23 protein-coding genes are annotated in these 20,315 nt (G+C 36.4%); 7 read left to right on the top strand and 16 right to left on the bottom strand.

Features of this window, described 5'->3' with window-relative positions; translation table 11 throughout:
• Window positions 1-298 precede the first annotated feature (298 nt).
• Window positions 299-1,258 (top strand): NAD(P)/FAD-dependent oxidoreductase, encoded by a 960-nt coding sequence (locus ERK18_RS08565; RefSeq protein ID WP_187155110.1) that lies wholly within the window; start codon window positions 299-301, stop codon window positions 1,256-1,258.
• Between the two features lie 9 nt (window positions 1,259-1,267).
• Window positions 1,268-1,918 carry a VTT domain-containing protein gene (locus ERK18_RS08560; protein WP_187155104.1) on the top strand — a complete coding sequence of 217 codons (651 nt, stop codon included), beginning with the start codon at window positions 1,268-1,270 and terminating at the stop codon, window positions 1,916-1,918.
• A gap of 10 nt (window positions 1,919-1,928) precedes the next feature.
• Here the strand turns inward: ERK18_RS08560 and ERK18_RS08555 are convergent, their stop codons facing one another.
• The 5 genes from ERK18_RS08555 to ERK18_RS08535 are packed head-to-tail and all read right to left on the bottom strand — an operon-like array spanning window position 1,929 to window position 5,608.
• Window positions 1,929-2,537, bottom strand: a complete 609-nt coding sequence (locus ERK18_RS08555; protein WP_187155103.1) for a TIGR01906 family membrane protein — start codon at window positions 2,535-2,537, stop codon at window positions 1,929-1,931.
• Window positions 2,534-3,310: a TIGR01457 family HAD-type hydrolase gene (locus ERK18_RS08550; RefSeq protein WP_109585954.1), complete on the bottom strand. Its 777-nt coding sequence runs from the start codon at window positions 3,308-3,310 to the stop codon at window positions 2,534-2,536. The genes ERK18_RS08555 and ERK18_RS08550 overlap by 4 nt, the downstream gene beginning before the upstream one ends.
• On the bottom strand, window positions 3,311-3,889 hold the full coding sequence (locus ERK18_RS08545) for a YutD family protein (RefSeq protein WP_187155102.1): 579 nt from the start codon (window positions 3,887-3,889) through the stop codon (window positions 3,311-3,313).
• The gene (locus ERK18_RS08540) at window positions 3,873-5,264 is read right to left on the bottom strand and encodes a bifunctional metallophosphatase/5'-nucleotidase (protein WP_187155101.1); all 1,392 of its coding nucleotides are present in this window, start codon (window positions 5,262-5,264) and stop codon (window positions 3,873-3,875) included. The genes ERK18_RS08545 and ERK18_RS08540 overlap by 17 nt, the downstream gene beginning before the upstream one ends.
• An 11-nt stretch (window positions 5,265-5,275) precedes the next feature.
• Window positions 5,276-5,608 carry a hypothetical protein gene (locus tag ERK18_RS08535; RefSeq protein ID WP_045927662.1) on the bottom strand — a complete coding sequence of 111 codons (333 nt, stop codon included), beginning with the start codon at window positions 5,606-5,608 and terminating at the stop codon, window positions 5,276-5,278.
• Window positions 5,609-5,693: 85 nt separating this feature from the next.
• Here ERK18_RS08535 and ERK18_RS08530 point away from each other — a divergent pair, with 85 nt between their 5' ends.
• Window positions 5,694-7,082 (top strand): glycerophosphodiester phosphodiesterase, encoded by a 1,389-nt coding sequence (locus ERK18_RS08530; RefSeq protein WP_187155100.1) that lies wholly within the window; start codon window positions 5,694-5,696, stop codon window positions 7,080-7,082.
• 31 nt (window positions 7,083-7,113) lie between these two features.
• Here ERK18_RS08530 and ERK18_RS08525 read toward each other — a convergent pair whose 3' ends face one another.
• Window positions 7,114-8,115 (bottom strand): substrate-binding domain-containing protein, encoded by a 1,002-nt coding sequence (locus tag ERK18_RS08525; RefSeq protein ID WP_109585951.1) that lies wholly within the window; start codon window positions 8,113-8,115, stop codon window positions 7,114-7,116.
• 149 nt (window positions 8,116-8,264) lie between these two features.
• On the opposite strand from ERK18_RS08525, the gene ERK18_RS08520 reads away from it, so the two are divergent.
• On the top strand, window positions 8,265-9,365 hold the full coding sequence (locus ERK18_RS08520) for an aminopeptidase P family protein (protein ID WP_187155099.1): 1,101 nt from the start codon (window positions 8,265-8,267) through the stop codon (window positions 9,363-9,365).
• Window positions 9,366-9,445: 80 nt separating this feature from the next.
• Here ERK18_RS08520 and ERK18_RS08515 read toward each other — a convergent pair whose 3' ends face one another.
• Together ERK18_RS08515 and ERK18_RS08510 are read right to left on the bottom strand one after the other, a co-directional pair.
• A complete protein-coding gene (locus tag ERK18_RS08515; protein WP_045927657.1) occupies window positions 9,446-9,862 on the bottom strand; it encodes a hypothetical protein in 417 nt (138 codons plus the stop codon).
• 17 nt (window positions 9,863-9,879) lie between these two features.
• Window positions 9,880-10,305, bottom strand: coding sequence for a DUF948 domain-containing protein (locus tag ERK18_RS08510; protein ID WP_034980727.1), 426 nt, complete (start codon window positions 10,303-10,305; stop codon window positions 9,880-9,882).
• A 111-nt stretch (window positions 10,306-10,416) separates the two neighbouring features.
• On the opposite strand from ERK18_RS08510, the gene ERK18_RS08505 reads away from it, so the two are divergent.
• Window positions 10,417-11,232: a mechanosensitive ion channel family protein gene (locus tag ERK18_RS08505; RefSeq protein ID WP_187155098.1), complete on the top strand. Its 816-nt coding sequence runs from the start codon at window positions 10,417-10,419 to the stop codon at window positions 11,230-11,232.
• Window positions 11,233-11,321: 89 nt separating this feature from the next.
• Here the strand turns inward: ERK18_RS08505 and ERK18_RS08500 are convergent, their stop codons facing one another.
• Window positions 11,322-11,936, bottom strand: a complete 615-nt coding sequence (locus ERK18_RS08500; protein WP_187155097.1) for an XTP/dITP diphosphatase — start codon at window positions 11,934-11,936, stop codon at window positions 11,322-11,324.
• A 13-nt stretch (window positions 11,937-11,949) separates the two neighbouring features.
• Window positions 11,950-12,738: a glutamate racemase gene (gene murI, locus ERK18_RS08495; protein WP_187155096.1), complete on the bottom strand. Its 789-nt coding sequence runs from the start codon at window positions 12,736-12,738 to the stop codon at window positions 11,950-11,952.
• 68 nt (window positions 12,739-12,806) lie between these two features.
• Here murI and ERK18_RS08490 point away from each other — a divergent pair, with 68 nt between their 5' ends.
• A complete protein-coding gene (locus ERK18_RS08490; RefSeq protein ID WP_261982459.1) occupies window positions 12,807-13,226 on the top strand; it encodes a YslB family protein in 420 nt (139 codons plus the stop codon).
• A 72-nt stretch (window positions 13,227-13,298) separates the two neighbouring features.
• Window positions 13,299-13,670, top strand: coding sequence for a large-conductance mechanosensitive channel protein MscL (mscL, locus tag ERK18_RS08485; RefSeq protein ID WP_187155095.1), 372 nt, complete (start codon window positions 13,299-13,301; stop codon window positions 13,668-13,670).
• Between the two features lie 26 nt (window positions 13,671-13,696).
• On the opposite strand, the gene trxA is transcribed toward mscL, so the two are convergent.
• From trxA to alaS, 6 genes are all read right to left on the bottom strand, one after another.
• Window positions 13,697-14,008 carry a thioredoxin gene (trxA, locus tag ERK18_RS08480; protein ID WP_034980713.1) on the bottom strand — a complete coding sequence of 104 codons (312 nt, stop codon included), beginning with the start codon at window positions 14,006-14,008 and terminating at the stop codon, window positions 13,697-13,699.
• A gap of 85 nt (window positions 14,009-14,093) precedes the next feature.
• On the bottom strand, window positions 14,094-16,448 hold the full coding sequence (locus ERK18_RS08475; protein ID WP_187155094.1) for an endonuclease MutS2: 2,355 nt from the start codon (window positions 16,446-16,448) through the stop codon (window positions 14,094-14,096).
• 53 nt (window positions 16,449-16,501) lie between these two features.
• Entirely contained in the window at window positions 16,502-16,807 is a 306-nt protein-coding gene (locus tag ERK18_RS08470; protein WP_034980709.1) for a DUF1292 domain-containing protein, read from the bottom strand.
• Window position 16,808: 1 nt separating this feature from the next.
• Window positions 16,809-17,237, bottom strand: a complete 429-nt coding sequence (gene ruvX / locus ERK18_RS08465) for a Holliday junction resolvase RuvX (RefSeq protein ID WP_187155093.1) — start codon at window positions 17,235-17,237, stop codon at window positions 16,809-16,811.
• Window positions 17,237-17,494: an IreB family regulatory phosphoprotein gene (locus tag ERK18_RS08460; RefSeq protein WP_038521496.1), complete on the bottom strand. Its 258-nt coding sequence runs from the start codon at window positions 17,492-17,494 to the stop codon at window positions 17,237-17,239. Before ERK18_RS08460 ends, ruvX begins: the two co-directional genes overlap by 1 nt.
• A gap of 52 nt (window positions 17,495-17,546) precedes the next feature.
• Window positions 17,547-20,186, bottom strand: a complete 2,640-nt coding sequence (gene alaS / locus ERK18_RS08455) for an alanine--tRNA ligase (RefSeq protein WP_187155092.1) — start codon at window positions 20,184-20,186, stop codon at window positions 17,547-17,549.
• Window positions 20,187-20,315: the final 129 nt, after the last annotated feature.

Raw genomic sequence — 20,315 nt, 5'->3', positions numbered from 1 at the left:
TTTTATTTTCCCAGATTCAGCCGCTTTTGTCAAGCACTTTTTTCTGAGTCCTTTTCGCCGTCTTGCCAGACAGCGTTTATTATCTTACTAAAGCAGCTCGCTTTTGTCAACTGCTTTTGCTCGATTTTTTTGCGCTGCCTGAGAGGCCTCCTGCCTTGCGGCTCATTGCCCGACGACAGTTATTAATACTAGCAATTATTTTTGCCTTTTGCAAGTCTTTTTTACGATTTATTGAAAAGACTTAGTTCCTTTTTTATGATAAAGTTGTTATATCAAGGTTTAGAGGGGAGTTTTTAAAATAAAAAAATTTGATTTAGCAATTATTGGGGCTGGTCCGATAGGATTATTCTGTGCTAATTTTGCCCATCTTCATGGTCTGAAAACTGTAGTTTTTGACTCACTTGCAGAAGTAGGAGGCCAACCAAAACTACTTTATCCATTTAAGAAAATTTTGGATATACCAGCTTTTAGTTCTATTTCTGCTCATGAATTAATCGAAAAGTTGCGAAATAAAAGCAGCCAAAACGCAACTTTTATCTTAAATCATCCTGTGGTAGATCTTAAAAAAATAGACAGAAAATTTATTATTGATAATAATTTTTCTGTAAAAAGCGTAATTATTGCCACCGGAACTGGATCATTTACTCCTAAAAAATTTCCGTTAAAAATGGACGATGAAATCGAAAAAAGAGTTCACTACTATGTTAGAGATCCTCAAAAATTTAAAAATCAAAAAATAGGAGTCTTTGGTGGAGGAGATTCTGCCCTCGACTGGGCAGCTGAACTAGCAGATCAGGAAGGAACGAAAATTAATTTAATTCATAGAAGAAATGAATTTCGTGGTTTGGAATCCAGTATTCAAAAACTTAAAAGTTTAAAAAATGTTGAAGTACAAACTCCCTATCTTCCTAAATCAATTCAAATCAGAGATAATCTACTTAATATTGGTTTAAAAGAGATGGGGACCAGCAATATTATTTACGAACAATTTGATCAAATAATCGTCGGCTATGGCTTCCGTGCTAATAACCAATTTGTAAAAAAGTGGGGTGTCAACTTAAATAATAACCAAATTGAAGTATCACGCTCTATGGAAACAAATATACCAGGCATCTATGCAATTGGTGATGTATCAACGTATCCCGGACGTGTGCCTCTTATTGGACTTGGATTTGGAGAAGCACAAATTGCAATTACTACAATTATGCGTGCGCTTTTTCCCGAAAAAACCTTAACAATTCATTCAACCAGTATTTAGGAGATGTTTATGACAATAATCAATTTTATTCTGCATATCGACCATCATCTGATTGAAATAGTTAATCAGTTTGGCAATTGGACATACTTGATTATCTTTGCCATTATTTTTATTGAAACTGGATTAGTTATTTTCCCTTTTTTACCCGGTGATTCACTAATTTTTGCTGCCAGTTCTTTAGCAGTTAATCCAGAATATAATTTGAATATTTGGTGGATTTATTTTGCGGTATTGCTGGCAGCTATCTTAGGTGATGCCTGTAATTATGAAATAGGAGCCTGGTCTGTAAGACAAGGTACAAAACACACTTGTTTTAACAGGCTGATTAACCAAAAAAATCGTCTGGCCGCTGAAAACTTTTTCAACAGACACGGGCCAATCACCATTGTTATTGGCAGATTCATTCCCTTTATTAGGACATTTGTTCCCTTTATCTCTGGTGGCAGCAATATGCATTATGGCAAATTTGCACTTTATAATGTAATTGGTGGAATAATTTGGAGTGGTCTATTTACAGTATTAGGCGCATTCTTTGGGAACATACCTTTTGTGAAAGAGCATTTTTCAATGTTGCTAATCGCAATTATCCTAATTTCTGTTTTACCGATCTTAATAGTTGCATTAAAAAAACGAATTAAAAGCAAAAAGGAGTTTCATTAAGAACTCCTTTTTATTTTTGCAACAATTTATCAGCAAAATACAGTTCATAAACAATACCTGCAATTGCAAAACAAGACGCAAAAAAACCTTCAGTGAGGACATTAATAATTGGATCTGTCACTGGATCAAATAACCAGGTTTTGCTACCCGCAAAAAATAAATGATGAAAAGTGATAAAAAAATTATCAAAATTAGTCAGTGCAAATGGCAATATTGCAACTGGCAGCAATAAGAACAACAACGCCCATACTTTATTTAAACGCAAAAATTTTTTATTTCGCTTTTTGCACCAAAAAAGTATTATTAAACAACATAAAAAAGCAATAATTGCCAAAACAAATAATTTTTTGACATCTGCAAAATGACCTGCGGCCATAGATGAAGTATGTAAATTACTCATTCGCAATTTACGTTTAAAGGGCCAAATTAAATACCACATTAATTGATTATAGTTGCTCATTACTTGGCCAACTGATAAATTCACCGTTTTATTTGTTTTTTGCACCAAAACAAAGACAAATAATAAGGGCCAACTAGCAACTAGTGCCGTTACAACACTAGTAGAAACAGCAAAAATAAAATTATAAATAATAGTTAGAATATTATTTTTTTTGTTCATAATTTAACCTGATCTAAGCTGTCAACCAAAATTGTAGGTTGCTTTTTACCTTCAATATCCGCAACTTGTGTAATACCAGTAGTTACCAGCAATTGGTCAACATGACTGTTAAACCCTGCCTTGATATCAGTGTCGTAGTTGTCACCTACCAAAAGCGCATCTTTTTTAGCAAAATGCAGCTTGGCTAACAACATATCAATAATCACAGAAGAAGGCTTTCCAATAAAAAACGGCTCTTTTCCACTCGAAGCTGCAATCATTGCACACTGAGAACCGTTGCCAGGCATTAAACCTTTTTCACTAGGCAAATTTAAATCCGCATTAGTACCAATAAAGTCAGCTCCTCTTCTTATTGCACTCACGGCCACTTGAATTTTGTGATAAGTCAAATCTGTATCCATTCCGACCACAACGTATTCAGGATTAGTATCGTTAAGTTCAAAAGCTGGATTTTGCATGAATTCACGCCATAAGCCAATTTGACCAATTATATAAACACCAATTTTGTCTGTTCGCTCTTTTTCATTTTTCAGAATATAACTTACAGTTGCCATACACGGCGTATAAATGTGCGCAACATCAGTTTGTACCCCATGAACTTTAAGCTTGTTTACAACCATTTGGGGAGTGCGTGTTGTGTTATTAGTCAGAAAAATATAGTCCTTATGCGCTTTTTCAAGGCGCTTAACAAAACGAACCCCAGAAGCAATAGTTTCCTTACCGCGATAAATTGTGCCATCAAGATCAATTAAAAATAAACGGTAATCTTTCACTTATTTGCTGCCCTTTCTTTTTTTTATTACAAAAGAATGTTGGTTTGTCCGTTCTTTTTTTACAGTAACTGTTTCAGGTTTTTTTATTCTGGTCGGTCGTATATGATAACTTTTAAAAGCTTTATTCAGTTTTCTCCGATTTGAACTCTGCGTCCTATTCTTGAACGAATTTTTACGCCTTTTTCTTTTATTATAATGATAATGATGAACCGGGCTTAAAAGTTGTAAAACAAAATATGGGCCTCCCGGATTGCAGTATTCCAATAAATAGTCGGCAATAGTCTGCTTTTTGCGATCTATTGCTGTTTGTGCATTATCCTGGTAAAAGCCTTTTAAACGCAAATGTTCACTTGACACATCACCAACAATAAAATCATATTGATCTAAATAAGGATCATATTTTTGGCGCAAAAGTTCAAGATCAAGAGCCTCATTCTTATTAACCACAACTTGATAAAACTGTTTGTTTATTTTTAGTTGATCATCATCCAAGCTAACAGCAGCCAGAGGATGCCGCAATGGCTGATCTTGTTCAAATTTATTATCTTTTCTTTTTTTACTGCTAGTTTGTTCTACCATTATTTTCACTTCCCGTTAATGGATACTTTTTTGCTAAATAATCCCCTATTACTTCACGTAAAAATTTAGGGAACAAAAATTCATTATCACCAACAATTGCCAGGGTGGGGAAAAATGGTACCAAGACATAATGATCCAAAACAGCAATTTGATATTCCCGATATGGATCAACTTCCTTGCCATTTACAAAAACCACTCTGCTTATAGGATCAAATTTGATCCCTTTGTAGTACATTTGACCAAAAATTTTCCCTCGAAAACTCATGCCCTGCAAAGGAAACTGATCCAAAAAATGTCGGTTTTTTTCGATTTCCATAACTAGGCGCCACAAATCACTGCCTTTTAAAGTAGAACGTACAACATGCATTGAATGTGGCAATGCTTTTTGCAAATCATATTTAGTCAAAATGCCCTTTTTAAATGGTGTTAAAAAAAGACCTGAACTGAGCATAGCTAAATCTGTTCCTGCAAAATTTGCAATGGCATTCATGGAAACCTGAAGAGCAGCTTCACGGTCATTATCATATTTCTCAGGCAAATCAGCCACAAGTTCGCGACTTAAGATTTCTTTTCCCTTTTGCCTGTAGCCTAAAATAGTTTCCTCATCATCTAAATTGGGCTTCATTAAACTGGTGGGCACAACATGTGGAATGATTTTTTGCACATGATGATTATCATCGATTTCCATATAAGTGTTTCCCACATAATTACCCCATTTACCTGTTTGAGTAATCCAGACATTTTCCACCTTTTTACCATGTGGCAACAGGTCATGACTGTGTCCGCCCACAATCAAGTCAATTTGAGGATAATTTCTAGCTAAAAAAGTATCCATATTTAAGCCAATATGAGTTATTAAAATTAACACATCATACTGACCCTTCATTTTTGGCAAAACACCGTCCATTGTTTCTTTCAACATTTTAACGTACCAGTGATTAGGTTCATAAGAAAGAGGATAAGCTGCAGTCAGACCAATTAGACCAATTCGAGTGCCTTTTTTGGTAAGTAAAATTTTATCTTGAACAGCCCAATGAGGCATTGAACCGTCTTCCTCGCGCAAATTCGCTAAAATAACGGGAAAATTAGCATGGTCAAATAATTTTTCCACTACGCAATGTGAATTGGAAATCCCTTCATTGTTGCCAATAGTAATTGCATCATAATGAAAAGAGTTCATTAACTTAATATTAGCTTGACCATATGTCGCATCAGTCAAAGGATGAGAACGATCCATGAAGTCTCCGGCATCAAAAGTAAAAATTTGATCGACAGATTTATCTTTTTGAGCTTCCCGCAAATACCGGCCAATTTTGGGGAAATGTTCGAAATGTGAATGTAAATCATTAGTGTGTAAAATGCGAATTTTTTCCATTATCATGCTCTCTATCCAATTTGATTAGATTTCAAAACCATATTATATGCATCTAGGACTTTTCCCTTTGGCTTTTTCCATTCCACCCAATCAGGATTTTTCCAGTCATCTTCATTAGTCAAAGTTTCAAGTTTGTAGTTTTCATTAATATATTTTTCATAGGTAATAAGGGCCTTAGTACGTGGAATATTCAATTGCAAAATTCGCACGCTTTTAATTTTTCCACGATCTGCGGCAAGTTCAGCTATTCCATTTTGATCAATATTGGAAATTTCAAAATACTTACTGCCATCGTTGCGCACAATTTCTTCAATTAAATCCAACTCTTCATATTGTTCATTCATCAATATCCCCCGCATAAATTAAATCTGTGACATGTAGCAAAAAATGTGCAACCATGCTATTGTAATTAACAATAGAGGTGTACACATGAAATATCAAAGCCAATTAATCAGGGCTCTCATTTTTAGCATCATTTTTATTACAACCTGTGGTTTCACTGTGGTCGGCCATCGGGGCGACCCCAGCAAATATCCTGAAGAAACTATTCAAAGTGACAACTCTGCTTTTAATTCTGGTGCTGATTACGTTGAACTTGACCTCCATCTTTCTGCAGATGGAGAGTTAGTTGTTTCACACGATGATGACTTGTTTCGCGTGACCCATACACATGCAATTGTATCACAAAATAATTGGCGGGCACTTAGCGAGTTAACCTATGACAACGGTGAACATGTCATGAGTTTACCACAATTATTTGAATACTATCAAAAAAGACCAAATACAAAATTTATTCTTGAAACTAAAATAGATCATTCGATTGATCCGTCTTATGAATTAGAAGACCAAATTGCAGCAACTATCAAAAAGTATCATATGGAGAAACGGGTTATGATCCATTCTTTTTCAGTTGCCAGCTTGTTTCACTTCCGTAAGATTATGCCCGATGCCTACCTAATTTTAATTGTCGGCAGCCTTAAAAGAATGAATTTTAGTAATTTACCGCAAGTAAATGCCGTTAATGTTTCCTCTGATTTGATTTTAAATCATGCTTGGCTGATACATTGGCTGCACCAGTTAAATAAGCAGGTTTTTGTATGGACTGAAATGAATGAGTCCCCTGATTTGTGGCAATGGCTAATTAATAAAAATGTTGATGGTGTCGTAACCAATTTCCCTAATACTGGTTTTAAATACAAACTGGCAAAAGAAGGTACTAAGAAATATGACATTCACCGCAGTGGCAGTTATTTTGGCAAAAAAAAGACTAAAACAATGATGAATCCTTATGTGCGGGATAAACAAGATAAGTTTGTTTATCCGGGGCAAAAATTTGAGGTAATGTATGGGGTCAGAGCCCATAATCAGCTTTATTATCAAATTGCTAACCAGACCTTTATCTCGGCAGAATTTGTTAATATGGATTTAAAGCCTGAAGATATCGCACCTTATCAAAATAAGCAAGTATTAGCCAAGCCTCAAAAAGATGTGCATGTTTACCGCTTTCCTGATAATCAATCAAAAACTAATAAAGTTTTACCTGCCAATACTTTGTTTAAAATAGAGAATTTCAATGGCAGTCCCAAAAGTTTATGGCTATATACATCCTTGGGGTGGGTCAAAGCACGTGACATTCTATTTTATGGCTTTTTTGACGAAGCTAGTTGGCAAAATTATCGTCATTTACCACGGATGAGTCGTTATTCTAATATTGCGTTAACTCCTTACCTACCATTGAAATCTGCCGAGCCTCTCAATACATGGGAACAAATAAGGCAAATTCAAAAATTAACAACTAAAAAAGTGTTGCATGACTAGCTTGCAACACTTTTTATATGATAAACAATCTTTATTCATTTGTTGTGCTTTGCTTTTTTAATATTTCATAAGGAAGTTCAATCTGTGTTTCCGGCACTTCTTCATTATTCATTAGCTTAGTGAGCATTCTCATTGCTACTGCACCAATATCATAAAGTGGTTGCCGAATAGCTGTCAAAGCGGGACGGACAACTGAGGCAATTTGCGTAGCACTTGCAGTAATTATTTCCAATTCTTCAGGCACCTTTTTACCAGCATCAATTGCGGAATTCAAAATGCCAACAGCAGTAACATCATTGGTTACAATTACGCCATCGACACCATCCTGATCTAATTGTGACAATAAATTATATCCGTCAGAATGATCCTTAACATTAGAATAAATATGACCTTCACCTAAGTTATGATCTGACATAAATTTCTTGTAAGCTGGAATTCTGTTTTGTACATTAACTACAGTATCAGGATTGCCTAATACCAAAGCCAAATTCTTTCTGCCATCATTATAAAGTAGATTTAAGGCTTCTGTATCTGCCTTTTTATAATCTATGGCAACTGACGGAAATTCACTGTGACTATCTTTAGTCCCTGCCAGAACCACTGGAGTATCAGTACGCTTAAAAGCTTCAACCGCTTCTTCAGGCAGTGTATCTGACATGTAAATTACCCCATCAACCTGTTTATTAAGCAACCCTTGAATCGCCTGGTCTTCTCTCATCAAACGGTTTTCAATACTGGTAATGATGATATTGTATTTGTACAAAAGAGCAATATCATCAATACCTTTTGACAATTCTGCAAAATAAAGGTTGGTTAAATCTGGCACGATTAAACCAACCGTAGTAGTTCTCTTAGACGCAAGTCCTTGTGCTACTGCATTGGGCTGATAGTGCAAACGGTTGATTACTTTCATTACTCGATCGCGCGTATCTTTACGCACATTTGTATTGCCGTTAACTACTCGTGAAACTGTGGCCATCGAGACTTTAGCCTCACGAGCTACATCATAAATTGTAATATCTTGTTTACGCATTCTTGGTTCCCCCATCTTATTTTTACTATTATAGAATTTATCATCTTTTCTCAAAAAGTGCAAACGTTTACAACTATTCTTTCATTTTTTCAAGGCAAGAACATGATATACTTTCTTTAACTGAAAATTCAAGATGGAAGGAAGAAGCTATGAATTTAACAAAATTACAAGAATGGCTGCAAAGTTCTGATAAGGATGTAGCCTATATTTCTAACCCAACTACGATTGCCTACTTTACCGGATATGATATGGAGCCTCACGAACGAATTTTTGCCCTTTTAGCATTCAAGGACCAAGATCCATTTGTGTTCGTGCCAGCTTTAAACGTTGAAGAAGCAAAAAACTCAGCGTGGAACGGTGATGTATACGGCTATCTGGATTCAGAAAATCCGTGGGAAATTATTGCTGACAAGGTAAAAAGCAGGACAAAAGAATATCAAAAATGGGCTTTAGAGAAAAACAACCTTTCTGTTTCTCACTACCAACTCATTCACGAACAATTTCCAGAGGCAAATTTTGATGGTGATCTTTCAAATTTCGTTAATAAAATTCGCCTTTATAAAACTCCTGAGGAAATCAAACAATTGCAGGCCGCAGGACGTGAAGCAGATTTTGCATTTCAAATTGGCTTCGATGCTATTAAAGAAGGCGTAACTGAGAGATACATAGCAGGACAAATTGAGTATCAGCTCAAAGTGCAAAAAGGAGTAATGCATGAAAGTTTTGAAACTATTGTGCAGGCTGGTGCCAATGCTGCCAATCCTCATCTAGGTCCTACTATGAATAAAGTTAAGCCTAATGAATTAGTTCTTTTTGATCTGGGTACTATGCACAATGGTTATGCTTCAGATTCCAGTCGGACGGTTGCTTATGGCGAGCCAACGGCTAAGGAAAGAGAAATTTATGAAATTGATCGTGAAGCTCAACAAGCTGCTATCGATGCTGTCAGACCAGGTATGACAGCTTCTGAACTCGACAGTGTTGCCCGGAATATCATTACAAAAGCCGGCTATGGAGAATATTTTATTCACCGTTTAGGTCATGGAATCGGAAAAGAAGTTCACGAATATCCTTCAATTGTCCAAGGTAATGATCTCATAATTGAAGAGGGAATGTGTTTTTCAATTGAACCCGGGATTTACATTCCAAATGTTGCGGGTGTCAGAATTGAGGATTGTGGAGTCGTTACTAAAGATGGTTATAAGCCATTTACTCACACCAGTAAGGAACTCAAAGTTCTGCCTCTTTAAACAAGAACTTAAATTGTTTGACTAAACAAAAATGGCACTAGCAGCAATATCTTTTCTGCTAGCGCCATTTTTAATTAATTTTATGGTCTGGAATATGGGTCGACAGGTGCATCAGACGGATCAGATGGACCTTCAGGCTTTGGAGGTTCCGGATGATTAAAATCATCATTTGTTTCTGCATGATGCAGATCATTCGCTACATCTTGAGCATTATCTTTATCCTGCGCGTCATCATCTTTTGAATTATCAATAACGATATCATCAAAATCCTTTAGTTCTGAATCATCTTCTACATTCTTAGGGAATGAAGCCAGTTGATTCTTTACTATTTCAGTACCGTTATCATATTTTTTCTTTAAATCTTGAACAGTTTCATTGTTCTTAACTTTTTTCTTCAATTCATCGATTTGGTCATCACTTACTAGTAGAGAACCAGCAAGAAACCCTGCCGCAGTCCCAACAATAGTACCTAAAACAAAACTTACAAACTTTTTCATAAAAGTAACTCCTTTTACTAATCTTCACCTTTACGTCGCTTATGCCGTGCAAACACCGATGCTAAAGCAGATGACATCAATCCGTTACGTTTCCAATGAAAATTATTGAAACGTTTTGCCATTTTTCTGGTAGAGGTATTAACATCTGAAACGCTTTCGCCTAGATCAGCTGCTGCCTGAACAACAGGATCAATAGTTTTCATTTTAACATTAACATCTGCTAACAAGACATTGGTTTTATCCAGCAAATCTCCAGTTTGATGTAGTAAATCATCGACATCTTCAGAAACTTGTTGAATCGACTCATTAGCACTTCGGATCGTTTTTTCTGCTTCTCTAGTAGCTTTTGCGGCTCGAATAAGCACTGGAATTGTGAAAAGTACTAAAATTAATAATGCAATGGCAGCAATCAACCCTGCTAATGCACCATAAGAAAATTTCATCTTTTACCTCCAATTCTATACCTAAAAAAAGTCTAGCATGAAAATGCTTTAATCTCAATCTATATGTCATATTTTGTTATAGTTAATATGCATATACGAAAGGTAATTACCATGAATAAAATATTTCAAATCAACAAAAATGTCCTCAAATTCAACTGGGACAGACTGGGTGAACAAGTTTTGGCAATTGTCTGGCAGTTAGCAATTTCATCCATAGTTTTTTACTTAATTGATCATTTTGGCAAAAAAATTATCAGCCATTATTTAAAGCGCAGTAAAAAAAAGCAAAATAAGAGAACACAAACTGTTACGGCATTAATTAACAGTATCTTTGAATATACAGTAATCTTCTTTTACTTATTTGCGGTATTATCTATTTTAGGCATTCCAATTGGAACTCTGCTTGCAAGTGCCGGTATTTTTTCATTAGCTTTAGGTATGGGAGCGCAAGGCTTTGTCAGCGATTTAGTTAATGGGTTTTTTATCTTAAGCGAAGACCAGTTTGATGTAGGTGACATTGTTTCCATCAACAACCAAACGGGAGTTGTAGTACAGTTGGGTTTAAGAACTACTAGACTTAAAGGATCGGATGGTTCTATTATCTACATTCCTAACCGCAACATTTCAATAGTACAAAATCTGGCCCATGGTGGCATCGGTTTGGATATAACAATGCAGCTTAAAGCTAATAATGACTTCACAAAAGTTCATGATATTGTTAGCCAAATAAATAATAAATTGAGTACTAATATTAATTTTTTAGTACAGAAACCCAAAATAGTTGGAATCACAGAACAAACGGCACAAACTGTCAATTATGTTGTTCATTTTCAAGTTAAACCTGGCCATGAAAAAGAAGTGCAAGATGTGTACCTAACACAATATTTAAAAATATTACCTCAAAATAAAATTTTACTGGCAGAATAAAATAAAAACTGATAAACATTACATAAGGTAAATTCAACGAAATTATTATTCTTGTTGAAATATTGCTTGCGCTTTTTATCAGTTTTTACTTATTCAAATTGAGCCAGCCAATTAGGTAATTCTTTGAGCAGTTGAGATATCGCTCTTCCCCGATGAGAAAGACTGTTTTTTTCAGCGATGGTCATCTCAGCAAAGGTTTTCTGTTTTTCTGGTACATAAAAAAGCGGATCATAACCAAATCCATCATCGCCTTGAGGTGCAGGTAAAATTAAACCCTCGCATTGTCCTGAAACAACCAAATCTTGTTCAAAATGACCAGGTTTAGACACTACGATTGTAGTGTTAAATCTAGCGGTCCGTTTCTTTAAGGGTACTCCGCCAAGTTCTGCCAGCAATTTAGCATTATTTTTTTGATCATTATGTTCGGGGCCGGCAAAACGCGCAGAATGAACTCCGGGAGCACCGTCAAGTGCATCAACGATTAATCCAGAATCATCAGCTATTGTTAACATATGACTATAATTTGCTAATTCGTGGGCCTTAAGCTTAGCATTTTGCTCAAAAGTTATTCCATATTCATCAACTACAGGCGGTCTGTCTAAATCAGCATTGGTTTTGAGAGTAACGTTAATTGCAGCCGTTTTAAAAGCTGATTTTAGTTCCTTGACTTTTCCTTTATTGGTAGTAGCAAATAATATTTCCATTTTTTCTCCTTTACTAAAGGTGCTGTGCACTAAATTTCTCATCCTGTAATACTATTTTACCAAGTTCATCAAACATTTTGACATCACCTGTAGTATAGTACTCGTGCTTTCCTTTAGCTGAACTGTCCGTGAACATCTGATCACGTTTCATAATATTATATGTATACTGGGCAACTTGATCAGCAGGGTCAATTATTTGTACAGCCGGTTTCACGCACTGAGCAAATTCACTACGAATAATCGGATAATGAGTACATCCTAAAACTAGAGTATCAACACCTAAATTGTTTATTGGCAATAAAATCTTTTTAAGTGCTGCCATATAAGCTTGATGTCCCGCATTGTTTTCAATTAGAGGTACAATTTGAGGGGCAGCTATTTCATTCACAGTTATTTCGGGATCACGTGCTTGTATTTCCTTTTGATATGCGTGTAAGCCAACAGTCATCTTGGTAGCCACGACTGCAATATTTTTATTTTTAGTCGCATTTGCTGCTGCATCGGCACCTGACTGAATTACGCCAATAATTTGCGGTTCAATTTCTTTTTGAATAGCTTTCATAGCCACTGCCGTGGCTGTGTTACATGCAAAAATAATCAGTTTGACATTTTTGCTCAGCAAAAAGTTAACACTCTGCTTAGTAAGCGCGATAATTTCCGCTTTAGACTTATCACCATAAGGAATATGAGCATTATCTCCAATAAAAACGGTCGCCTCATGTGGCATTTTGGCAATAATTTTTTTGACTACTGTCAACCCGCCAACACCAGAATCTAGCAAGCCAATTGGTCGGTTATCCATTATAAAAGTCTCCCTAAATAATTTATACTTCAATCAATTTTACGGTAAAATATAAGAAAATAAAAGGGATGAATTTCTGTATGCAAAACAATAACCAGCAACACGAACATGTTTATTTTGTGAATCAACTTTATCGTGATTTCCTACTGCCGACGATTTTAGGTAAAGACAATGAAGCGATTCTTTATTGGGGTGGCAAACGAATTGCCCGTAAATATGATTTGTTGTCATTTGAAGATGTAGTTAGCTTCTTTGCAACCACAGAATTCGGTAGCTTAGAAAAGACAAGAACCCATCGCAACGAAGAAATATTTAAACTCAAGGGGCAAAATGTGACCGATCGGATTAACAGTGGCAGTCAAGAGTTTTCGCTCGAAGCCGGCATCATTGCAGAAGCAATTGAAAAGGAAACTGGCCGCACAACTGAGTGCGAAATCAATGTTGATGAACGAAAAAAAGAAGTTAAATTAATCGCTAAGTTTGATTAAACTTCCAGAAACAAATAATTTAGTCTTTTGCTATTTTTGCAATATGATTAAAGTAAGAATGGAGGAAATAAAATGCTTAGAGAATTTAAAGAATTTATTCAACGTGGTAATGTTATTGATCTAGCTGTGGGTGTAATTATTGGTGGAGCTTTTACCAACATTGTTAATTCTTTGGTAAATAATTTGATTAACCCACTTTTAGGGCTATTTATCGGAAAAATAGATCTATCCAATTTGGTATTTAAAGCCGGTGGTGCCACATTTAAATACGGTGAATTTATCAATACTGTAATTAATTTCCTGATTATAGCATTCATAGTTTTCTTACTAGTCAAAGCTGTCAATAAAGTAATGATACACAATGAGAAGCAACAACCTGCTGGTCCATCTGCTGAAGACTATCTCAAGGAAATACGTGATTTATTAAAAGAAAAAAGCAATTAAAAAATTCCTGCAAATGCAGGAATTTTTTATTTTGTATATTGATCCAAAATCTGACTAAGTTTTGCTTTTGGAGTATAACCGGTAATACGATCAACAATTTCACCATTCTTTTTAATTAATAAAGTTGGAATTGCCATTACTCCTAAGGAACTAGGTACTTCTTTATTTTGATCAACATCCATCTTAGTAAATTTAACGTCTTGCCTCTCTTCAGCCAGTTCATCAACTACTGGTGATTGCATTTTACAAGGTCCACACCAGGTTGCCCAAAAGTCTGTTAAAACGACGCCGTCTTTTGTTTCTTCTTCAAAGTTTTGATCTGTAAGCTCATCAACCATGAAAAAACCTCCTTTAAGGAAAAAATAGTTATCTATTGATATTTTCATTATAGCAAGCAGACTTACTTTTTACAAGTAAATCAGTTTATTGCAAATGCACGATAGTAGCTCCGTTGCCACCCTCATTTGCCGGAGCGTAGTTAAAGCTTTTCACATGCTTGCTTGATTTTAGATACTTCCAAACTCCTTTTCTAATTGCGCCAGTGCCAATTCCATGAATAATCGTGACAACATCAAGTCCTGCCAGCAGTACAGAATCTATATAGCGATCGAGATTAGTCATCGCTTCATCATAACGCTGACCGCGCAAGTCAAGCTCACTTCTCACATTGTTCCGCCTGCTTGCACTAATAGCGCGAACTTGCTTAGTAGATTGTGATTCTTTTGGTGACCCGATTTTTTCTATGTCTCGATCACTAACTTTTACTTTAATGATACCCATTTGGACTTCATATTCATGTTCGGATAATTTTTTGGTAATAGTGCCAGTTTGTCCGTAAGACAGTACTTTTACCTTATCACCTACATTGACATGGTGACGTCTCTTTTCGCGTTGCAAAACGCGATTATGAGCCAAATTTTCATTTTGCCGTTCAAGCTGATTAAATTCACCTTTAGCAGCAATAATTTCATTTTGTTTAACTTTGCCCTTTTGCTGTTCAAGCTGCTCTATGATTTTATCAGCCTTTTTACGACTTTTTGTGACTACTTCATTAGCTCTTTCTTGTGCAAATTCCAGTTGCTTTTGCACACGCTGATTATACCAATCCAAAGCCTGTTGCAATTTTATTTCAAGTTTTTTAGCCCAATCAAGACTAGTTGTTAAATGACTGCGAGCATCCGAAGCAGCTTTGATTTGTTTTGTCAACTCAGTAATCATTTGGTTAATATCAACATTTTCATCACTCATTAATTCTTGAGCTTTTTTAACCACATCCTCACGCATCCCCAGCCTGCGGGCAATAGCAAAGGCGTTACTGTGACCTGGAATACCGATCTGTAAACGATAGGTTGGAGACAGTGTTTTTAGATCAAACTCCATTGAAGCGTTAGTCGTTCTTTCCCGATTATAACCATAAAGTTTGAGTTCTGGGTAGTGTGTTGTGACGATTATTTTGGCCTTCTTTTGACGTAAGAAATCCAAAATACTGATTGCAAGACTTGCTCCTTCTTCTGGGTCAGTCCCAGCTCCAATTTCATCAATCAAAACAAGAGTTTCAGCATTGACGCTTTTCATTATTTTAACAATACCGTTAATATGTGAGGAGAAAGTACTAAGCGATTGCTCAATAGATTGTTCATCTCCAATATCAGCACAAATGTCTTTGAACACACCTGCTTTGCTTCCTTCTGCAACTGGAATAAACAGACCTGATTGCACCATTAGCTGCAATATCCCTACTGTTTTTAATGTAATGGTTTTCCCACCAGTGTTGGGGCCAGTAATTAATATAGTATCGTAATCTTCACCAAGTCGTATGTCGTTGGCAACGACTTTTTTAGGGTCAATTAAAGGATGTCGTGCCTGCAAAAATAGTAATGACTGGTTATGAGTCAACTTCGGTTCGGTAGCTTTCATGACATGAGCCAGCTTTGCTTTTGCTTGGATAAAATCAAGTTCAACCAAGGAACTTGCAATTGTATCAATGCTGTCAGCTTCGGCACGTACTAAATCTGACAGATTACGTAAAATCCGGCTAATCTCCCTTTTTTCTTGCGCCAAAAGATTTTGCTGACGATTGTTAAGATTTAAAACTGCACTTGGTTCAATAAATAAAGTTTGACCACTAGCACTCTGATCGTGAACGACACCACCAAATTTATTACGATACTCTTGTTTAACTGGAATAACATAACGGTCATCACGAATAGTCACGATCTGTTCGGATAAGTACTTGCTACTATTTCCTTTTGTGTAGCTGTCCATTTTATCTTTAATTTCTGCATCATTATTTTTGATTTCGTGACGTAAATGGGATAATTCAGCAGATGCAGTATCAAGAACTTCCCCGTCAAAATCCAGCGAACGACTAAGCTGCTTGAACAGTGATTGAGGCACATCTAGTTTTGCCAAAATAGAGTCTATTGCTGCTAAATTCAGTTTTTCTTTATCATCTTCACTAAAAAAGTCGTTGATTTCATTAGCAAGTGCTAAAACCAGCAATAAGTTGCCTAATTCCTTTGCATTCAAATTTGCTTTGATTCGCAAACGCTTAATACTCGGCTCAACATCAGCAAAATCCGTTAAAGGCAGTTGTCCCTTGATCCGCAAAATTTCAGCACCCGCCAAAGTCTGCTTCAGTGCAAGTTTTACTTGAGCAAAGTCATCACTTGGTACAAGATTAAAAGCTGCCATTTTAGCTGGTGTAGTAATCGCCATTTGTTGCAGTTGTTCAGTAATTTTTGCAAATTCTAAAGTTTCTAATATCTTATCATTCATTAGTTTCTAAATAATTAATCTTGAATAAAAAAGGCTGGCCCAGCCAGTCTTTTTTATTCACCACTTAATCGGTCGTCGTCCAAAAATGTGTTCAAAACTCCTTGGACCATATTCCATTCATCATCTGCTTCAATCTCGTGTAAATCACTGCTAGTGACATCACCTTCGGAATCGGAGTCATAACTAAAAGCCAAAACTTCAATTTCCTCATCATCACTGGCAGCTGCCGGATAAAGCAGAACATATGATTTATCATAATCATCAGAATGAAATGTAAATAAAATTTCATATAATTCTTCGTTGCCTTGATCATCAATCAAGGTAATTTGACGGTCATCACCGTTAACTTCTTGTGTCATATTAATCCTTTCGGTTTAGATCCAAATAATTTTGTAAAATCAAGACAGCGGCCATTTGGTCAATCACTTTTTTACGTTGATGGCGGTTGTGCATATCTGCTTCTTCAACTAAAACACGTTCAGATTCAACTGTAGTTAGTCTCTCATCAGAATAATGCACTGGCAAACCAAACTTCTTTTCAAGCCTTTCACCGTATGCCTTACTTCGCGCAACCGCAACGCCAGAAGATCCATCCATATTTTTGGGCAAACCTAAAACAAAACCCGCTGGTTCATATTGGCGCACAATCTTTTTAATTGCACGCATACCAAAATTATAACGCGTTTCATCAATAGGGATAGTTTCAAGCATTTGTGCAGTGATGCATAATTCATCACTGACTGCAACACCTACTGTCTTTGATCCAACATCTAAACCAACTAATCGCATTATTTATCTTTTCCAAGATAATTTTTGACAAGCTCTTCAATAATTTCATCACGTTCGTGTTTTAAAATTAAATTACGAGCATCATTATGCCGTGGAATATAGGCTGGATCGCCAGACAACAAATACCCGACAATCTGATTAACTGGATTATAGCCCTTCTCTTCCAGAGCATTATAAACATCTTGCAGAGTGTCATGAACGTTTTTGCCTTTATTTTCATTAAAGTCAAAGTGCATTGTCTTATCTAGCGAACTCATAATCAATCCTCCTAGCACAATTTTACTTGAAAAACAGTATAAACTCAATCAATTAATTTTTTGAAATCGCTGTGATCACTGTCTGAATAGCCTTTTCAAGACCTTCAGGTTTTTTGCCTCCGGCTTGAGCCATATCTGGTCGACCGCCGCCACCGCCGCCAAAGATTGGAGCAGCTTGCTTAATTAAATCACCTGCTTTAAGGCCTTTCGCTAAGGCTTTATCACCTAAACTAATGATCATATTTGCCTTGCCGTCACTAGCAGTCGCCAAAACCAACACGTCTGACTTTTTGCCACTCTTCCAAGTATCGGCAAATTCACGCAAATCATTCATTCCGTTAACATCAACTTTTTGTGCAATAACAGACAAATCACCTGCTTGCTCTACATTATCAAAAATAGAGTTGGCCTTGCTTTGATTAATTTGCAAGTTTAAGTCCTCAACCTGCTTTTGACTGTCATGCAGATCTTTTTCAAGCAAATCAACCTTATCAATAATATCTTCTGGTTTAGTTGATTTTACTTCTGCCTGGATTTCATCTAACAATTGTGATCTGCTGGCCAAGTACTCATAAGCTTTCTTGGAAACTACTGCTTCAATTCTTCTCATACCTGCACCAATAGCAGATTCAGAAATAATCTTAAAAATACCTATTTGGTTAGTATTGGCACAATGAGTACCACCACAGAATTCAATAGAGAAATCTGCTATTTGGACAACCCGGACTTTATCACCGTATTTACCGTCAAATAAAGCTAGAGCACCCATCTTTCTACCAGTATCAGGGTCAGTAATAGTAGTTTTGACATCAATCGCCGCCCAGATTTTTTGGTTTACCAAGTTCTCAACTGATTTAAGTTCCTTTTCAGTCATTGGCTCAAGCGCAGTAAAGTCAAAACGTAAATAATCAGGGTCAACCAAACTGCCTGCTTGATGTGTATGTTCACCAAGTACGCTTCTCAAAGCTGCATGTAATAAGTGCGTGGCAGTATGAGAATGGCGCAGACCTTCGCGACGAACTCTGTCGATCTTTAGAGTATATTTCTCACCTTTTGTCAGAGGTAAAATCACATCGACAAAGTGCATATTTTGATCATTAGGCGCATGTTGTACATCGGTTACCTGAGCAACAAGTTCCCCTTCCTGATTATAGATATTACCATGATCGGCTACCTGGCCACCACGTTCACCATAAAAAGGAGTTTTATCAAAAATCAAAACGGCATTATCGCCATCTGCTTTATCAACTAACTGATCATCAACTATAATATCAACTAATTTTGCGTGTTTTTCTTCATAAACGCCATATTCAAATTCTGACTTATCCTTTAAGTTCATCAGAGTTTCATCTTGAGAGCTCATTGATTGCAAATTACCACGAGCTTTACGGGCACGTTCTTTTTGAGCTGCCATTTCGGCATCAAAACCCTTTTGGTCAACCTTTAAACCTGCATCCTGTGCAGTTTCAAAAGTCAGTTCATAAGGAAACCCATAAGTATCAAATAATTTGAATGCATCTTTACCAGTAATTGTTTTATCTTCTGACTTTTGTGCACTTGCAATCAAGTCATCAAGTAAAGTTAATCCCGACTCAAGAGTTAACTGGAATCTTTCTTCTTCGTTCTTAATTACTTTGGCAATAAAGTCCTTTTGCTCTGTCACTTCTGGGTAATGACTCTCCATAATTTTGCCGACTACTGGAACCAACTTGTAAAGAAACGCACCCTTGATACCTAAACGCTGGCCATTTAAATCTGCCCGTCTAATCAAACGCCGTAAAACATAGCCGCGCCCTGTATTTGATGGCAGTGCACCATCTGCAATGGCAAAACTTACAGTCCGCACATGATCTGCAATAATCTTAAAAGCAGTGGTATCTGCCTTATTTGTGCCATATTTTTTAGCAGCAGTCATTTTTTCTGTTTCATGGATAATCGGCAAAAAGAGGTCAGTTTCAAAGTTAGTTGGCGCATCTTGCAAAATAGACAAAACGCGCTCTAAGCCCATACCGGTATCAATATTCTTATGAGGTTGATCAACATACTTGCCATTTGCTAAGTGATTATATTGTGAAAAGACTATATTCCAAATTTCCAAATAACGGGCGTTTTCACCACCAGGGAAGTTTTCTGGATCATCTTCCGCCACATCGTTATTTTCTTGACCACGATCATAAAAGATCTCGGAATCAGGACCACAAGGGCCTTCGCCAATATCCCAGAAATTTTCTTCTAATTTAACAATATGATCTTCTGGCATGCCAACTTGTAACCATATTTTTTGGGCTTCTGTATCTTTAGGATAAACAGTGCAGTATAGCTTTTCCTGATCTAAGTCAAGCCAGTCAGGGCTCGTCAAAAATTCCCAAGCCCAGGTAATTGCTTCCTTTTTGAAGTAATCACCCACAGAAAAGTTGCCCAACATTTCAAAAAAAGTTTGGTGTCTGGCAGTTTTTCCCACATTTTCAATATCATTGGTTCTAATAGACTTTTGTGAACTGGTAATGCGGTGATTCTTAGGCACTACTGAGCCGTCAAAATATTTCTTCATCGTTGCCACACCGGAATTGATCCACAGCAAAGTTGGATCATCCTGCGGGATTAAAGATTGACTGGGCAATACCATATGGCCGTGCTGTTTGAAGAAATCCAAAAACATCTGTCTAAACTCTGAACTTGTCAGTTTCTTCATCAAATATATCTCCCTTTTTGTCAAAATAAAAACACCGTTGCTTATCTTAAGGACGCCTTTAAACGCGGTACCACCTCAATTGCAACAGTGCTTGTTACCTCTTAATTAATTTTATTTATTGAACTTTAA

The sequence above is a fragment of the Lactobacillus kimbladii genome (assembly GCF_014323605.1).
Lineage (GTDB): Bacteria > Bacillota > Bacilli > Lactobacillales > Lactobacillaceae > Lactobacillus > Lactobacillus kimbladii_B.
This window is presented reverse-complemented; position numbering and strand designations above follow the sequence as displayed.

Coding starts and splice junctions, on each gene's coding strand:
- ERK18_RS08535 (WP_045927662.1), bottom strand. CDS start 5,608: ATGAATGAACAATATGAAGAGTTGGATTTAATTGAAGAAATTGTGCGC.
- ERK18_RS08545 (WP_187155102.1), bottom strand. CDS start 3,889: ATGGTAGAACAAACTAGCAGTAAAAAAAGAAAAGATAATAAATTTGAA.
- trxA (WP_034980713.1), bottom strand. CDS start 14,008: ATGGTTGATGAGCTTACAGATCAAAACTTTGAAGAAGAAACAAAAGAC.
- ERK18_RS08525 (WP_109585951.1), bottom strand. CDS start 8,115: ATGCGTAAACAAGATATTACAATTTATGATGTAGCTCGTGAGGCTAAA.
- ERK18_RS08475 (WP_187155094.1), bottom strand. CDS start 16,448: ATGAATGATAAGATATTAGAAACTTTAGAATTTGCAAAAATTACTGAA.
- alaS (WP_187155092.1), bottom strand. CDS start 20,186: ATGAAGAAACTGACAAGTTCAGAGTTTAGACAGATGTTTTTGGATTTC.
- ERK18_RS08490 (WP_261982459.1), top strand. CDS start 12,807: ATGAATTTCTGTATGCAAAACAATAACCAGCAACACGAACATGTTTAT.
- ERK18_RS08560 (WP_187155104.1), top strand. CDS start 1,268: ATGACAATAATCAATTTTATTCTGCATATCGACCATCATCTGATTGAA.
- ERK18_RS08515 (WP_045927657.1), bottom strand. CDS start 9,862: ATGAAAAAGTTTGTAAGTTTTGTTTTAGGTACTATTGTTGGGACTGCG.
- murI (WP_187155096.1), bottom strand. CDS start 12,738: ATGGATAACCGACCAATTGGCTTGCTAGATTCTGGTGTTGGCGGGTTG.
- ruvX (WP_187155093.1), bottom strand. CDS start 17,237: ATGCGATTAGTTGGTTTAGATGTTGGATCAAAGACAGTAGGTGTTGCA.
- ERK18_RS08505 (WP_187155098.1), top strand. CDS start 10,417: ATGAATAAAATATTTCAAATCAACAAAAATGTCCTCAAATTCAACTGG.
- mscL (WP_187155095.1), top strand. CDS start 13,299: ATGCTTAGAGAATTTAAAGAATTTATTCAACGTGGTAATGTTATTGAT.
- ERK18_RS08555 (WP_187155103.1), bottom strand. CDS start 2,537: ATGAACAAAAAAAATAATATTCTAACTATTATTTATAATTTTATTTTT.
- ERK18_RS08500 (WP_187155097.1), bottom strand. CDS start 11,936: ATGGAAATATTATTTGCTACTACCAATAAAGGAAAAGTCAAGGAACTA.
- ERK18_RS08540 (WP_187155101.1), bottom strand. CDS start 5,264: ATGGAAAAAATTCGCATTTTACACACTAATGATTTACATTCACATTTC.
- ERK18_RS08520 (WP_187155099.1), top strand. CDS start 8,265: ATGAATTTAACAAAATTACAAGAATGGCTGCAAAGTTCTGATAAGGAT.
- ERK18_RS08470 (WP_034980709.1), bottom strand. CDS start 16,807: ATGACACAAGAAGTTAACGGTGATGACCGTCAAATTACCTTGATTGAT.
- ERK18_RS08460 (WP_038521496.1), bottom strand. CDS start 17,494: ATGAGTTCGCTAGATAAGACAATGCACTTTGACTTTAATGAAAATAAA.
- ERK18_RS08530 (WP_187155100.1), top strand. CDS start 5,694: ATGAAATATCAAAGCCAATTAATCAGGGCTCTCATTTTTAGCATCATT.
- ERK18_RS08510 (WP_034980727.1), bottom strand. CDS start 10,305: ATGAAATTTTCTTATGGTGCATTAGCAGGGTTGATTGCTGCCATTGCA.